The sequence below is a fragment of the Roseibium aggregatum genome (genome assembly GCF_014692675.1).
GTDB lineage: Bacteria > Pseudomonadota > Alphaproteobacteria > Rhizobiales > Stappiaceae > Roseibium > Roseibium aggregatum_C.
This window is the reverse complement of the sequence record NZ_JABFCZ010000021.1, coordinates 63,888-76,886: the sequence shown is the minus strand read 5'-3', so window position 1 is coordinate 76,886 and position 12,999 is coordinate 63,888. Positions and strand designations below refer to the sequence as shown.

Genomic DNA, 12,999 nt, shown 5'->3' with positions numbered 1-12,999 from the left:
ACCAACCGCAATTAACAGGAACCAATTAGTTGCGGTTGGTCTTACGGATCGGGCTTCCCCGAATCCGGACAGGGTTCCGGATGCGGCGGATGCGATAAATCAGATGTCCAGGTTGGCGACGCTCAGGGCGTTGTCCTGAATGAATTCCCGGCGCGGTTCGACCTCATCGCCCATCAGCTTGGTGAAGATGTCGTCCGCGTCGTCCGCTTCGCGGATCTTGACCTGCAGCAGGGAGCGGGCGTTCGGATCGAGCGTCGTTTCCCACAGCTGTTCCGGGTTCATCTCGCCGAGGCCCTTGTAGCGCTGCAGCGAAATGCCCTTCTGGCCGTAGGCGAAAATCTGCTCAAGCAGGGTCCTGGGCCCGCGGATTTCGGTATGGATGTCCTTCCGGCGCAGATTGGCCGCCTTGCCGTAGACTTCCTGGAGATGATCGGCATAAGACGCCAGCCGCCGGGCATCCGCCGAACTCAACAGCGCTGCATCGATCGTCGCCGCTTCTTCGACGCCGCGAACGGTCCGCCGGAAGACGAGGCTGCCGTCGTCCCGGGCCTCACCGGTCCAGCCGCGCTCGAATTCATCGGCCAGGATGTCGAGACGGCGTGCGATATAGGCGGCCGCTTCCGCTGCCTTGTCCCGGTCGTGCAGAACTTCCGGATTCAGGGCGCCGGCGATTGCCGCCTGTTCCACGACGGTGCGGTCGTAGCGCGAATGCAGGCCGTCGAAGATCGATGCGATGGCACGTGCCTGTTCGAGAACTTCGCGCAGGTCTTCGCCGGTACGCACTTCGCCGTTGGCAAGGGTGAGCGAGGAATCCTCCAGGCCGCTGGAAATCAGGTAATCCTCAAGCGCCTTCTGGTCCTTCAGATACTGTTCCGATTGCCCGCGCTTGACCTTGTAGAGCGGCGGCTGGGCGATATAGACATAGCCGCTTTCGATCAGCTCCTGCATCTGGCGGAAAAAGAAGGTCAGAAGCAGGGTCCGGATGTGGGCGCCGTCCACGTCAGCATCGGTCATGATGATGATCTTGTGGTAGCGCAGCTTCTCCAGATTGAATTCTTCCTTGCCGATCCCGGTTCCGAGCGCGGTGATCAGGGTCCCGATCTCGTTCGACGACAGCATCTTGTCGAAGCGGGCGCGTTCCACGTTGAGGATCTTGCCGCGCAGGGGCAGGACGGCCTGGTTTTCGCGGTGGCGGCCCTGCTTTGCCGAACCGCCTGCGGAATCACCCTCCACCAGGAACAGTTCGGCCTTGGCCGGGTCGCGCTCCTGGCAGTCGGCAAGCTTGCCGGGCAGGGAGGCGACATCGAGCGCGCCCTTGCGCCGGGTGAGCTCGCGGGCCTTGCGGGCCGCCTCACGCGCGGAAGCGGCCTCGACCACCTTCGAGACGACCGAGCGGGCAGGCGCCGGGTTTTCCTCAAACCATTCGGCAAGGGCGGTGGAGATCAGGTTTTCCACGACGGGCCGGACTTCCGAGGAGACCAGCTTGTCCTTTGTCTGCGAGGAGAACTTGGGGTCCGGTACCTTGACCGACAGCACGCAGGTCAGGCCTTCGCGGCAGTCGTCGCCGGTGAGCGAAACCTTTTCCTTCTTCAAAAGGCCGGCACTTTCGGCGTAGCCGGTCACCTGGCGGGTCAGCGCGGCGCGGAAGCCGGCCAGATGGGTGCCGCCGTCGCGCTGCGGAATGTTGTTGGTGAAGCACAGGACGTGCTCGTGATAGCTGTCGTTCCACCACATGGCGGCTTCGACCGTGATGCCGTCCCGCTCCGCCGTCATCGTGACCGGGGCCTCGATCAGCGGATGTTTCGCCCGGTCCAGATAGCGCACGAAGGCCTCGAGCCCGCCCTCGTAGTAAAGGTTCTCGACCACATCCTCGACACCGCGCTTGTCGGTAAGGACGATGCGGACGCCGGAATTCAGGAAGGCGAGTTCCCGCAACCGGTGCTCCAGCGTGGAGAAGTCGAACTCGGTCTTGGTGAAGGTTTCCGGCGACGGCAGGAAGGTGACCTCCGTCCCCTTTTTGCCGTTGGCCTCGCCGACCACCTCAAGCGGACCCTTTGCGTCGCCATGGGCAAAGGACATGAAATGTTCCTTGCCGTTGCGCCAGATCCTCAGGTCCAGCCGCGTGGAAAGCGCATTCACCACCGAGACGCCCACGCCGTGAAGACCGCCGGAGACCTTGTAGGAATTCTGGTCGAACTTTCCGCCCGCATGAAGCTGGGTCATGATGACTTCCGCCGCCGACACGCCTTCCTCGGCATGCATGTCGGTCGGGATCCCGCGACCGTTGTCGGTCACGGTGACCGATCCGTCCGGGTTCAGGGTGACCGTGACCAGGTCGGCATGTCCAGCAAGCGCCTCGTCGATCGCGTTGTCGACGACCTCATAGACCATGTGGTGCAGGCCGGACCCGTCATCGGTGTCACCGATGTACATTCCCGGGCGCTTGCGCACCGCATCCAGGCCTTTCAGGACCTTGATGGATTCCGCGCCGTATTCGGCTGCGGCGGCGTCGTTCTGAGGGGTATCGTTCATGCGAATCAGCTGCTCGTCGATATGAGTTTTATGGTTCGTTATACGGTGTTTCAGGCTGCATTCAACTCGGCCGGATCTGCAGGCGTATCATACTGAATTGACTGCATTTCTTTCGTTGCCGGCTACTGGTTTCCGGCGGTTGCCGCCACGACTTTGACATTGTCGGCATCCCACCGTCCGTCTCGTTAATGAATTATATACGATTTCCGGCGAATGGTGGCGTCATTGGGGGTATTTAATCTGAGGACAATCTCATGAATGTAGGTACCATTGGTGCGCTCTCCGCACCGCCCCAAAGCATCCGTCCGACCAGCAGCGAAGCAGCCGAAGGCCCCGGGCCCGATCAGGTCAACGACCACGATTCGGACGATCTTCCCGGCGGAAAGGCGCCGACGGCTGCCGGCACCGGATCCAAGGTCGACATAACGGCCTGACAAGCCTTTTCAGGCTGATTTTCAAAAATCTCAGGTTGCCGGCGGAAGCGTTTCGACGTGGCCGTCGGCAAGCCTGAACACCTGGCTTTGGGCCGGCATGTCCTTGAACAGGATTTCATCGGTGCCGGTCATGAACGCCTGCAGGCCCAGCAGCGAAAGCCGGGTGAACATGGCCGCCCGACGGTTCGGGTCGAGATGGGCCGCGATTTCATCCAGAAGCAGAACGGGTTTCATTCCCGAGACGGCGGCGGTCAGGTCCGCATGCGCCAGGATCAGGCCGACGAGCAGAGCCTTCTGTTCCCCGGTCGAGGACTGGGACGCGGGCATGGCCTTTGCCACGTGGCGCACCTGAAGATCGCTCAGATGGGGCCCCATCAGGGTGCGGCCGGCGGCCCGGTCCCGTCCGCGGCCCTCGCGCAGGAGGTCCAGGTAGTGATCTTCCCGGTCCGCCGCGCTCATGCCCACCGTCGCCGTTTCAAAGGCGCCTTCCAGGGCAAGGCTTGCGGTCGGAAACGGCAGCCCGGCGTCCGCCTGAACCTTGAGCGTATCCCCGAGCAGGCTGACAGTCTCGTGCCGTGCGATCGAGACGGCGGTTCCAAGCTCCGCCACCTGCTGTTCGATCGCACTGAGATAGCTGTCCGATCCGCCTTGCTCCAGAAGCCGGTTTCGTTGGCGCAGCGCCTTTTCGAAATCGCTGACCCTGCGGCCGTGTCCCGGGTCGATCGACAGGGTCAGCCGGTCCAGAAACCGGCGCCGGTCGCCGGCCGGACCGGTAAACAGGCCGTCCATCGCCGGCACCAGCCAGAGGATCCGCATATGGTCGAGCAGGCGCTCCGACGACTTGACGTCCTCGCCGTCGATCCTGACCCGCCGTCCGGGTTCGCCGGCCGTGAAACCGGTTCCGAACCGGGTTTCCAGGCCGTCTGCCGAAAGAACGGCCGAAACCGCCCAGTTGCCGGAACCGGACACACGGGCGATGTCGGCAAACGCTGCCCGGCGCAGTCCGCGTCCTGCGGTCAGAAAGGAGATCGCTTCCAGGATATTGGTCTTGCCCAGGCCGTTGTTGCCGACAAAGGCGACGAGCGGCTCGGAAAATGCGAGATCGAGACGCTCATAGTTGCGAAAGTCCGTCAGGGTCAGGCGAGTGAGCGCCGCTGACGTTTCAGTCGTCATGGGACCTCATTGGCCGCCGCGCAAGATGCCGTCCGTTCACACCCGCATCGGCATCAGAACGAACAGGCAGTCGTCGACCGTATTGTCCTGGATCAGCGTCGGCGAACCGGAATCCGCAAGCTTGAACAGGGCGGTGTCGCTGTTGAGCTGATTGGCGATGTCGAGCAGGTAGCGCGAATTGAAGCCGATCTCCAGCGGTTCGGCATCATATTCGACCGCAACCTCTTCCGTCGCACTGCCGGAGTCCGGATTGTTGACCGTCAGCACCATGCGCCCGTCGTCAAGCGACAGTTTCACCGCGCGGCCCCGTTCCGACGAAATCGTCGAAACACGGTCGACCGCTTCCTTGAACTCGTCGCGGTCGACGCGCATTTCCTTGTCGTTGCCCTGCGGGATCACCCGGCCGTAATCGGGGAAGGTGCCGTCGATCAGCTTGGACGTCAGCACGATGCTGCCCGTGGTCACGCGGATCTTGGTGTCGGACAGTTCGATCTGGACATCGGCTTCCGGCTCTTCCAGCAGCTTCTGGATTTCGCCGACCGTCTTCCGGGGAACGATGATGCCCGGCATGCCGGCCGAGCCTGCCGGCGCGGGAACTTCCGCCTGGGCCAGCCTGTGGCCGTCGGTGGCAACCGCGCGGAACTTCTGGCCCTGCGGCGTGTCGACCGTGTGCAGGTAGATGCCGTTCAGGTAGTAGCGGGTTTCCTCGGTCGAGATCGCAAACTGGGTGGTATCGATCAGCTTGCGTACATCGCTCGCCGAAAGCGCGAACCCGTGGGTGAACTCGCCCGCGGTCAGGTCCGGAAAATCGGTTTCCGGAAGCATCTGCAGGGTGAATTTCGACCGTCCTGCGCGGATTTCCAGCGTCGCGTTGTCACCGGTCGTCTCCAGGACGACCTGGGAGCCTTCCGGAAGCTTGCGGACGATGTCATAGATCATGTGCGCCGGAACCGTGGTGGCGCCGTTCATCTCGATCATGCCGGGAACGGTTTCCAGGATTTCCAGGTCCAGGTCCGTTGCCTTCAGCTTCAGGGAATCGCTCTCGGCCCTGAGAAGAACGTTCGACAGGATCGGGATCGTGTTACGGCGCTCGACAACCCTGTGTACATGGGTCAGGGACTTGAGGAGGTCGCTGCGCTCGAGTGTCGCTTTCATACGCAAAGTCCGTACTCGTGAGGGGCCGGCCGGAAGGCGCCGACTGAATGAAATTGTTGGCTCCCTAGGAGGGAACGGGGGATCGACACTGCCCTCAAAGGCCGTGAAATGCAAGAGGGGCGCCCTGCCGGACGCCCCTGATTTTGAAGATATTTCGACCGCTTTTAAGCGTCGAGCATGCGCTTGAGCAATTCCAGTTCCTGGGCAAGCGCGTAATCGCCCTTTGCAAGCTCTTCGATCTTGCGGACCGCGTGCAGCACTGTGGTGTGGTCCCTGTTTCCGAATCGGCGCCCGATTTCGGGAAGCGAGCGCGGCGTCATGACCTTTGCAAGGTACATGGCGATCTGGCGCGGCCGCACGATGGTCCGGGTCCGGCGGGCGGACAGGAGGTCGGCCTTGGTCACGTTATAGTGCTTGGAGACCACCCTCTGGATGTCCTCGATCTTGACCCGCCGAGGCTCGCTGGAGCGGATCAGGTCGCGCAGGGTGAGCTCGGCCATCTCCTGGGTGATCGGCTGGTTGGTCAGCTGGTTATGTGCGACCAGACGATTGAGAGCGCCTTCCAGGTCCCGGCCCGAGGAGGCCACATGCTTGGCGATGTAGTCCAGGACGGTTTCCGGCACCTCGAAATTCGGATAGGTGCGCTTGGCGGCCGCAACGCGTGCCGTCAGGATATTCCGCCGCAGGCTGAAGTCCGGCTCCTGGATGCCGACGACGAGGCCGCCGGACAGGCGCGAGCGGACCCGGTCGTCCAGGGTGTCGAGTTCGGACGGCGCGCGGTCGGCCGCAACGATCACCTGGCGGGCACCGTCGATCAGCGCATTGAGGGTATGGCAGAACTCCTGCTGAACCTGTTTGCCGTGCAGGAACTGCATGTCATCGATCAACAGGAGATCGATGCTGCGCAGCGTGTCCTTGAAGGCCAGAGCGGACTGGGCCTTCAGCGCGGAAACGAAGCGGTACATGAAGTGTTCCGCCGTCAGATACAGTACCTTGCGGCCCGATGCGCGCGCCTTTGCGGCAACGGCCTGCATCAGGTGAGTCTTGCCCAGGCCCACGGAGGCATGCAGATAAAGCGGGTTGAACGTCACCGCGCCGCCGGAGGCAACCTGGCGGGCCGCCGCCAGCGCGAGGCTGTTGGAATCGCCTTCGACAAAGGTCTCGAACGTGTATTTCGGGTCGAGCGCGGCCCCTTGCAGGACATCGCGCGCCGCTTCCGCTTCGCCTCGGCCGAGCGCCGCTGTCTCTGCCTGTGCGGCTGCAACGGAGTTGCCTTCGCCAAAGCCCTCCAGGCGCCGGTCGCCGACCTGGGCCGGGAGGCGCTTCGGCGTTGCCAGGCCCGACGGGGCCGGGCTTGCGCTCTGCCGCGGACGCATGGCGCCGCGCACCGTCAGTTCGATCCGGTGAACATTTTCGCATTCGCGCTGCCAAAGACCCATGAGACGGTCATTGTAGTGGGACTGAATCCACTGTTTCAAAAACCGGGTCGGGACCGACAGACGGACCGTGCCGTCGTGATGTTCTTCCAGATCGACGCGGGCGAACCAGCTGGAAAAAACATCGTCGCCCAATTCCGCGCGAAGCCGCTTCTTAACGCGATTCCAATGTTCAGAGCCACTTGCCTCCTGAACCTGCATTTCCGCCTCCTGTCTAGATGAAGAAAGATCCGCCACAGTCTTTCTTCCTTTTTCGCCAATATGCTGCATTTGCAGCTGTTTTATGTCCCATCAGGGACGGTTCACTCACAAACGGGCCAAAACTCGGACCCGATTTCTGCCGCCTGTCTGGCGGCCTTTTAACTCTGTACCCAAGGAAGTCCAGCCGCTTTCCAGCCGGATTGCGTTCCCCGGTGGCCTTTCGGGTCGAGAGGGCCCTCGAAACCGCCGGAAACATTGAAACATTTGCCGAAGCCTGCCTGCGTCAGCGCGATCGCTGCGGACTGGCTGCGTTGACCCGAGCGGCACAGGAAAAAGAGCTCGGTGTCCTTGTCACATCCCCGTTGCGCCAGAAGCGCACTCAAGTCGGACGCGAAATCGGTGACCGGCGCGGCGGGAGGAAAGCTTTGCCATTCAACGAACAGCGTTTCTTTCCCGATTGCCGACAGATCCGGTACGCCGACGAAATTCCATTCTGCCCGCGTACGCACATCGATGAGGACGGCATTCTCATTGCCCGACAGCCGATCGTAGGCTTGAGCAGAATCCACGTCACCTGCGTACTGATTTGAAAATTGCATGACAGCCCCCCTGTACCAATAGCAATGCCATTGGCGTCATGTAATTCAAGGTTTTTATTTTGAGAGGTTAAAGCTCAGAGAGCTTTACGGTCATGAAATGAAAATTTACTAATGTATTCATTTCGGTGATGGGTCTTCATATGCTCAGGATTCTGATTGGTTGACTTGATCATTTCTTATCCAAACAGATTAGTTTTTGTTCTCTGGGCCGGTTGTCTGCGCTCCCGACTTTTTAAACATATACAGGCCGTCCTGCGTGAGCAACCGCGTCGGTTTAACAAATTATAAACGGCTTGAAAACGCCCTTACGTAACTTCCCCTGTGCCTCGTTTCCATGATCGGGCAAAAGCGTTTTGTCTCAATGATTTTTCCAAATGTGTATTCATAAAAGGGCCCAAAAACGGGGAGGCGAAAAAAATTTAATGAGAAATCTCTTGACTCGTATGAATTGCGGCTCATGCGGGGCGGGGTAACTGCATATGCAAATAAGTAATTGAAATATAACAGAAAATTATGACACAACACAAACTTGCAAATTCTCTCAATATTGCAAATGTGTTTAGCCGTATCAGCCCTGATATAATTGCGCGGCTAAAAAAAACCCGGCACGACGGCCGGGTCTTTCGAACGCGAATTTGCAGCTGGTATCAGGCGCCGAGCGCCTTCACGCGGGCATTGAGACGCGACACCTTGCGGGACGCCGTGTTGGCGTGAAGAACGCCTTTTCCGGCTGCGCGCATGATTTCCGGCTGAGCGGCTTTCAAAGCGTCGCTTGCGGCTGCCTGGTCTCCGGAAGCGATGGCTTCTTCGACCTTACGCAAAAAGGTCCGCACGCGGCTCCGACGAGCTTTGTTCGTGGCCGTCCGGCGGGCAATCTTGCGGGCCGCCTTCTTGGCCGAGGGTGTGTTGGCCATGGGCTCAATCCTGGTCCGTGAGTGGAACTAATGTCCGGTTACAATCAGAACCTCCGCCCTTAGGCAGGGAAGCTCCAGATCAAATAGCAACGGTGGCAGGGATCCCGCCACCGGTTGGGCGCTGCTTATAATGGGGCCTCAGGCCTCAGTCAATGGCCTTTGCCACGTGAAATCCGCTTTATTTGTTGCGGAACTGTGGCGTGCGTTTTTCAATGAAAGCATTCATGCCCTCGGTCTGATCTTCCGTGGCGAAGGTCGCGTGGAAAACACGGCGTTCGAAACGAATGCCTTCCGCAAGCGTCGTTTCATAGGCCCGGTTCACGCTTTCCTTCGTCAGCATGGCGACCGGCAGCGAGAATTCCGCGATCTTCTCCGCGACCCTCAGGGCCTCTTCCAGAAGTTCGTCGGCGGGCACCACGCGGCTGACCAGCCCGCTGCGCTCGGCCTCCTCCGCATTCATCATCCGGCCGGTCAGGCACATTTCCATGGCCTTGGACTTGCCGACGAAGCGGGTCAGGCGCTGGGTGCCGCCCGCGCCCGGCATCACGCCGAGGGTGATTTCCGGCTGGCCGAACTTGGCCGTATCGGCGGCAAGGATGAAGTCGCACATCATCGCCAGTTCGCACCCGCCGCCGAGTGCGTAGCCGGCAACGGCCGCAATGATCGGCTTGCGGTTGCGCGCGACCCGGTCCCAGGGCGTGATCAGGTCGGTCAGATAGGCCTGGGCGAAATCGAACGGCTGCATCTCCTTGATGTCGGCGCCGGCGGCAAAGGCCTTTTCCGAACCGGTCAGGACGACGCAGCCAACGCGCTCGTCTTCCTCGAAACCGTCAAGGGCGGTACTGACTTCTTTCATCAGGGCAGCGTTCAGCGCGTTCAGCGCTTTCGGGCGATCGAGGGTTATCAGGCCGACCCGGCCGCGCTTTTCGACGCGAATGTTCTCATATCCCATCTGGCGGTTCCCCTTCCAAATTCTTGATGGGCTAGAGGGGTAACCGAGCCCATTCCGGCTGGCAACACCGTTGCGCTTACGCCAATGGACTAGACCGGGTCTAACGCTGGCACTTCGGGCAGTAGAAAGTCGAGCGATTGGATTGCACGATCCGGGCAATCGTGCCGGTGCAGCCTGCCTGCCGGCAGGGGGCGCCTTCCCGGTCGTAGACTGCAAAATTATGTTGGAAATAGCCGAGCGATCCGTCTGCCTGAGTGTGATCGCGCAAGGACGAGCCGCCCGCTTCGATCGCCTCCTTAAGGGTTTCGCGAATATGCCCGGCAAGCGCGGTGGTTTTTGCCGTGGCTTTGCCGGATTTGCCGGCAATCGACCCGGCCTGTCGCGTCGGGCTCAGGCCCGTCCGCCACAACGCCTCGCACACATATATATTGCCGAGGCCGGCAATGAGCTTCTGGTTGAGAAGGGCCGCCTTCAGGGAGGTGGTCTTGCCGGCGAACAGACGCGACAGCGTTTCCCCGTTCAGTTCGTTGCCGAGCGGCTCGAGCCCTAAATTCGCAAACAGCGGATGGGACGAAAGCTGAGGGCGCGGAACGAGCGTCATGAAACCGAACCGCCGCGGGTCATTGTAGATCACGCGCGCGTCCGACCCTTTGGCCGTCTTCAGATGGAAGACGACGTGGTCGTGTTTGGGATCTTTCGACCGGGCAAGAGCAAAGGCGCCCGGCGTGTGCTCGACCTCTTCCTCGATCCGGAACGAACCGGACATGCCCAGATGCATGACCAGCACGTCGCCGCTGCTGAGATCCGCCAGCAGATATTTCGAGCGGCGGGAGAGCGCCGTTATCGTCCTTCCCTCCAGCCGGGCCTTGAAATCGGCAGGAAACGGAAACCGGAGATCGGGCCGGTTCTGGTCGAGCCTGACGATCCGTGCGCCTTCCATTGTCGGGGCAAGCCCCCGGCGCACGGTTTCCACCTCGGGCAATTCTGGCATGGATCGGACAGGCTCCTTCAGCCAACTTGTTTAGGCACTTGCGGCATATGACACTTTCGGCAAGCGGATGATAGCGTTCGCAGGTTGCTTGTACTATGTTCCGCCGCAAATCGGATTGCGCCGGACCTCCGGCACCGCGATAAGGCGTGCCGGCCCGGCCGGCAAGGCCTTTGAGAAAAGCCCAGGAGACAAAGACATGATGCAGGACGGCCAGCAACGGCAGCGGACATCGAACCGCTCTCCGGAAGACATGCCGACCAGCTTCGGGTTCACCACTGTCGGCGAGGGCGAAAAGCAGGCGCTCGTCGACGATGTCTTCCACAAGGTGGCCGAGCGCTACGATCTCATGAACGATCTGATGTCGGGCGGCATGCACCGGGTCTGGAAGGACGCGATGGTGTCCGCGCTTGCGCCGCCGAAATCGGGGGCACGACCGTGGACGCTGCTCGATGTGGCCGGCGGCACTGGCGACATCGCCACCCGGGTCGTCCGCCGTTCGGGCGAAACCGTGAAGGCGGTGGTGTGCGACATCAACGAATCCATGCTCACTGTCGGACGCGACCGGGCGGAAAAGGCTGGTCTTTCGGACCTGATCCGGTTCTCGCAAGGAAATGCGGAAGAGCTGCCTTTCCCCGACAAGAGCTTCGATGCCTACACGATCGCTTTCGGCATCCGCAACGTGCCGGATATCCCGAAGGCGCTTCGCGAAGCCTATAGGGTGCTGAAGCGCGGCGGCCGCTTTATGTGCCTGGAATTTTCCGATGTCGACGTCCCCATGCTCGACAAGGTCTATGACGCCTTTTCCTTCAACGCGATCCCGGTCATGGGCCGGATGGTCACCGGAGACGGCGAGCCCTATCGCTATCTGGTGGAATCGATCCGCAAGTTCCCGCATCAGGACCGTTTCGCCGAAATGATCCGCGAAGCCGGCTTCGAACAGGTCACCTGGCGCAATTATTCCGGCGGCATCGCAGCCCTTCATTCCGGCTGGAAACTCTGATCCATGGGGCTTGCGGTGATGCCGTTTCTCCGCCTTGTGCGGGCGGGTTTCGTGATGGCGCGCGAGGGGGTATTCGGGCTGGCGCATCTGCCGGACCTGCCGTCCGGCCCGCGCCTGGCGATCCGTGTCGCACGGCTGTTCGAGCGCCGCTCGGTGCGCAACAAGAGCGCGGAGCTGCGGCTGTCCGATGCGCTCAACCGGCTCGGGCCTTCCTACGTGAAGCTCGGCCAGTTCCTGGCAACCCGTGCCGACGTGGTCGGCAAGGAGGCGGCGCGCGAACTTTCCGCCCTGCAGGACCGCCTTCCGGCCTTCTCGCAGAAAGAAGCCGAAGCAGCAGTTGCCGACCAGCTCGGCAAGGCGGTGGACGAGATCTTCATCGACTTCGGCGAGCCGGTGGCGGCGGCCTCCATCGCCCAGGTGCATCTGGCGACCGTCCTCGACCGGGACGGCACGGAGCGCAAGGTCGCGGTCAAGATCCTGCGTCCCGGCGTCGCCCGCCGGTTCAGGCGCGATCTGGACAGCTTCTATCTTGTGGCCCGTTTTGCGGAACGCTTTCACCCGCCCTCAAGGCGGCTCCGGCCTGTCGCCATCGTCGATACCCTGGCCCGCTCCGTCGCGGTGGAGATGGACTTCCGTCTGGAGGCGGCGGGCCTTTCCGAAATGGCGGAAAACACGGCCGGCGATCCCGGCTTCCGGGTGCCGGAAGTCGACTGGATCCGCACCTCCAAGGGCGTGCTCACCATGGAGTGGATCGACGGCCGCAAGATGTCGGATGTCGAGGGCTTGCGGGACGATGGCCACGATCTGGAGGCGCTGGGCGCCGCGGTGATCCAGAGCTTCCTGCGCCACACCCTGCGCGACGGCTTCTTCCATGCCGACATGCACCAGGGCAATCTCTTCGTGGAGCCGGACGGCACGCTGGTCGCCGTCGATTTCGGCATCACCGGCCGGCTCAGTGTGCGCGAACGCCGGGTTCTGGCCGAAATCCTGTTCGGCTTCATCACCCGCAACTATCGCCGGGTGGCCGAGGTGCATTTCGAGGCGGGCTACGTGCCTGCCGATCAGGACATCGACATGTTCGCCCAGGCCATCCGGGCGATCGGCGAACCGATCCACGGCCACGACGCCAGCGAGATTTCCATGGCGCGGCTTCTGACCCAGCTTTTCGAGGTGACCGAGCTGTTCGACATGCACACCCAGACCCAGCTCATCATGCTGCAGAAAACCATGGTGGTGGTCGAAGGGGTGGCGCGCACGCTGAACCCGCATCTCGACATGTGGAAAACGGCCGAACCCGTGGTCGGCGACTGGATCCGGGACAATCTCGGCCCGGTCGGCAAGCTCCGCGACGCGGGCGCGGCCCTCGGCGCGCTCACCCGGGTCGCCAATGACCTGCCGATCTTCGCCGACCGGGTCGGGCGCATGTCGGAAGAACTGGAGAACATGACCGCCAACGGCCTGCGCTTCGACCGGGCGACGGCGGAAGCGATCGGCAAGGCGGAGGCCCGCCACACCCGCTCAGGACGGATCGCGCTCTGGGTGATTGCGATTGCGGTGGTCGTTTATGTGGTTCACTCGTTTTAGGAACGGCCGGACCGCAGGTTTCCCTCAG

11 protein-coding genes are annotated in these 12,999 nt (G+C 61.7%); 3 read left to right on the top strand and 8 right to left on the bottom strand.

Annotated elements, in window-relative coordinates; translation table 11 throughout:
- Positions 1 to 99 precede the first annotated feature (99 nt).
- Entirely contained in the window at positions 100 to 2,532 is a 2,433-nt protein-coding gene (gene gyrB, locus HK439_RS18610) for a DNA topoisomerase (ATP-hydrolyzing) subunit B (RefSeq protein WP_190292976.1), read from the bottom strand.
- A gap of 254 nt (positions 2,533 to 2,786) precedes the next feature.
- Here gyrB and HK439_RS18605 point away from each other — a divergent pair, with 254 nt between their 5' ends.
- Positions 2,787 to 2,966 carry a hypothetical protein gene (locus HK439_RS18605; protein WP_190292975.1) on the top strand — a complete coding sequence of 60 codons (180 nt, stop codon included), beginning with the start codon at positions 2,787 to 2,789 and terminating at the stop codon, positions 2,964 to 2,966.
- A 30-nt stretch (positions 2,967 to 2,996) separates the two neighbouring features.
- Here HK439_RS18605 and recF read toward each other — a convergent pair whose 3' ends face one another.
- The 7 genes from recF to mutM form a co-directional block, all read right to left on the bottom strand.
- Complete coding sequence (gene recF, locus HK439_RS18600; RefSeq protein WP_190292974.1) at positions 2,997 to 4,139, bottom strand: DNA replication/repair protein RecF; 1,143 nt, start codon at positions 4,137 to 4,139, stop codon at positions 2,997 to 2,999.
- Positions 4,140 to 4,175: 36 nt separating this feature from the next.
- On the bottom strand, positions 4,176 to 5,294 hold the full coding sequence (dnaN, locus tag HK439_RS18595; protein ID WP_190292973.1) for a DNA polymerase III subunit beta: 1,119 nt from the start codon (positions 5,292 to 5,294) through the stop codon (positions 4,176 to 4,178).
- Between the two features lie 164 nt (positions 5,295 to 5,458).
- Positions 5,459 to 6,931: a chromosomal replication initiator protein DnaA gene (gene dnaA, locus HK439_RS18590; protein ID WP_190292972.1), complete on the bottom strand. Its 1,473-nt coding sequence runs from the start codon at positions 6,929 to 6,931 to the stop codon at positions 5,459 to 5,461.
- A gap of 158 nt (positions 6,932 to 7,089) precedes the next feature.
- Positions 7,090 to 7,530 carry a rhodanese-like domain-containing protein gene (locus HK439_RS18585; protein WP_190292971.1) on the bottom strand — a complete coding sequence of 147 codons (441 nt, stop codon included), beginning with the start codon at positions 7,528 to 7,530 and terminating at the stop codon, positions 7,090 to 7,092.
- A gap of 647 nt (positions 7,531 to 8,177) precedes the next feature.
- Entirely contained in the window at positions 8,178 to 8,444 is a 267-nt protein-coding gene (gene rpsT, locus HK439_RS18580) for a 30S ribosomal protein S20 (protein ID WP_190292970.1), read from the bottom strand.
- 178 nt (positions 8,445 to 8,622) lie between these two features.
- The gene (locus HK439_RS18575) at positions 8,623 to 9,396 is read right to left on the bottom strand and encodes an enoyl-CoA hydratase (RefSeq protein ID WP_190292969.1); all 774 of its coding nucleotides are present in this window, start codon (positions 9,394 to 9,396) and stop codon (positions 8,623 to 8,625) included.
- Positions 9,397 to 9,496: 100 nt separating this feature from the next.
- Positions 9,497 to 10,387, bottom strand: a complete 891-nt coding sequence (gene mutM, locus HK439_RS18570; RefSeq protein ID WP_190292968.1) for a bifunctional DNA-formamidopyrimidine glycosylase/DNA-(apurinic or apyrimidinic site) lyase — start codon at positions 10,385 to 10,387, stop codon at positions 9,497 to 9,499.
- A gap of 199 nt (positions 10,388 to 10,586) precedes the next feature.
- Between mutM and ubiE the strand changes: the two genes are divergently transcribed.
- Both ubiE and ubiB read left to right on the top strand, forming a co-directional pair.
- On the top strand, positions 10,587 to 11,387 hold the full coding sequence (ubiE, locus tag HK439_RS18565; RefSeq protein WP_235988008.1) for a bifunctional demethylmenaquinone methyltransferase/2-methoxy-6-polyprenyl-1,4-benzoquinol methylase UbiE: 801 nt from the start codon (positions 10,587 to 10,589) through the stop codon (positions 11,385 to 11,387).
- Between the two features lie 3 nt (positions 11,388 to 11,390).
- Positions 11,391 to 12,971: a 2-polyprenylphenol 6-hydroxylase gene (gene ubiB, locus HK439_RS18560; protein WP_190292966.1), complete on the top strand. Its 1,581-nt coding sequence runs from the start codon at positions 11,391 to 11,393 to the stop codon at positions 12,969 to 12,971.
- Positions 12,972 to 12,999: the final 28 nt, after the last annotated feature.

What these genes read in the sequence shown, in the direction of transcription:
- mutM (WP_190292968.1), bottom strand. Translation starts at nt 10,387, where the DNA reads ATGCCAGAATTGCCCGAGGTGGAAACCGTGCGCCGGGGGCTTGCCCCG.
- HK439_RS18585 (WP_190292971.1), bottom strand. Translation starts at nt 7,530, where the DNA reads ATGCAATTTTCAAATCAGTACGCAGGTGACGTGGATTCTGCTCAAGCC.
- HK439_RS18605 (WP_190292975.1), top strand. Translation starts at nt 2,787, where the DNA reads ATGAATGTAGGTACCATTGGTGCGCTCTCCGCACCGCCCCAAAGCATC.
- rpsT (WP_190292970.1), bottom strand. Translation starts at nt 8,444, where the DNA reads ATGGCCAACACACCCTCGGCCAAGAAGGCGGCCCGCAAGATTGCCCGC.
- ubiE (WP_235988008.1), top strand. Translation starts at nt 10,587, where the DNA reads ATGCAGGACGGCCAGCAACGGCAGCGGACATCGAACCGCTCTCCGGAA.
- gyrB (WP_190292976.1), bottom strand. Translation starts at nt 2,532, where the DNA reads ATGAACGATACCCCTCAGAACGACGCCGCCGCAGCCGAATACGGCGCG.
- recF (WP_190292974.1), bottom strand. Translation starts at nt 4,139, where the DNA reads ATGACGACTGAAACGTCAGCGGCGCTCACTCGCCTGACCCTGACGGAC.
- ubiB (WP_190292966.1), top strand. Translation starts at nt 11,391, where the DNA reads ATGGGGCTTGCGGTGATGCCGTTTCTCCGCCTTGTGCGGGCGGGTTTC.
- dnaN (WP_190292973.1), bottom strand. Translation starts at nt 5,294, where the DNA reads ATGAAAGCGACACTCGAGCGCAGCGACCTCCTCAAGTCCCTGACCCAT.
- dnaA (WP_190292972.1), bottom strand. Translation starts at nt 6,931, where the DNA reads ATGCAGGTTCAGGAGGCAAGTGGCTCTGAACATTGGAATCGCGTTAAG.
- HK439_RS18575 (WP_190292969.1), bottom strand. Translation starts at nt 9,396, where the DNA reads ATGGGATATGAGAACATTCGCGTCGAAAAGCGCGGCCGGGTCGGCCTG.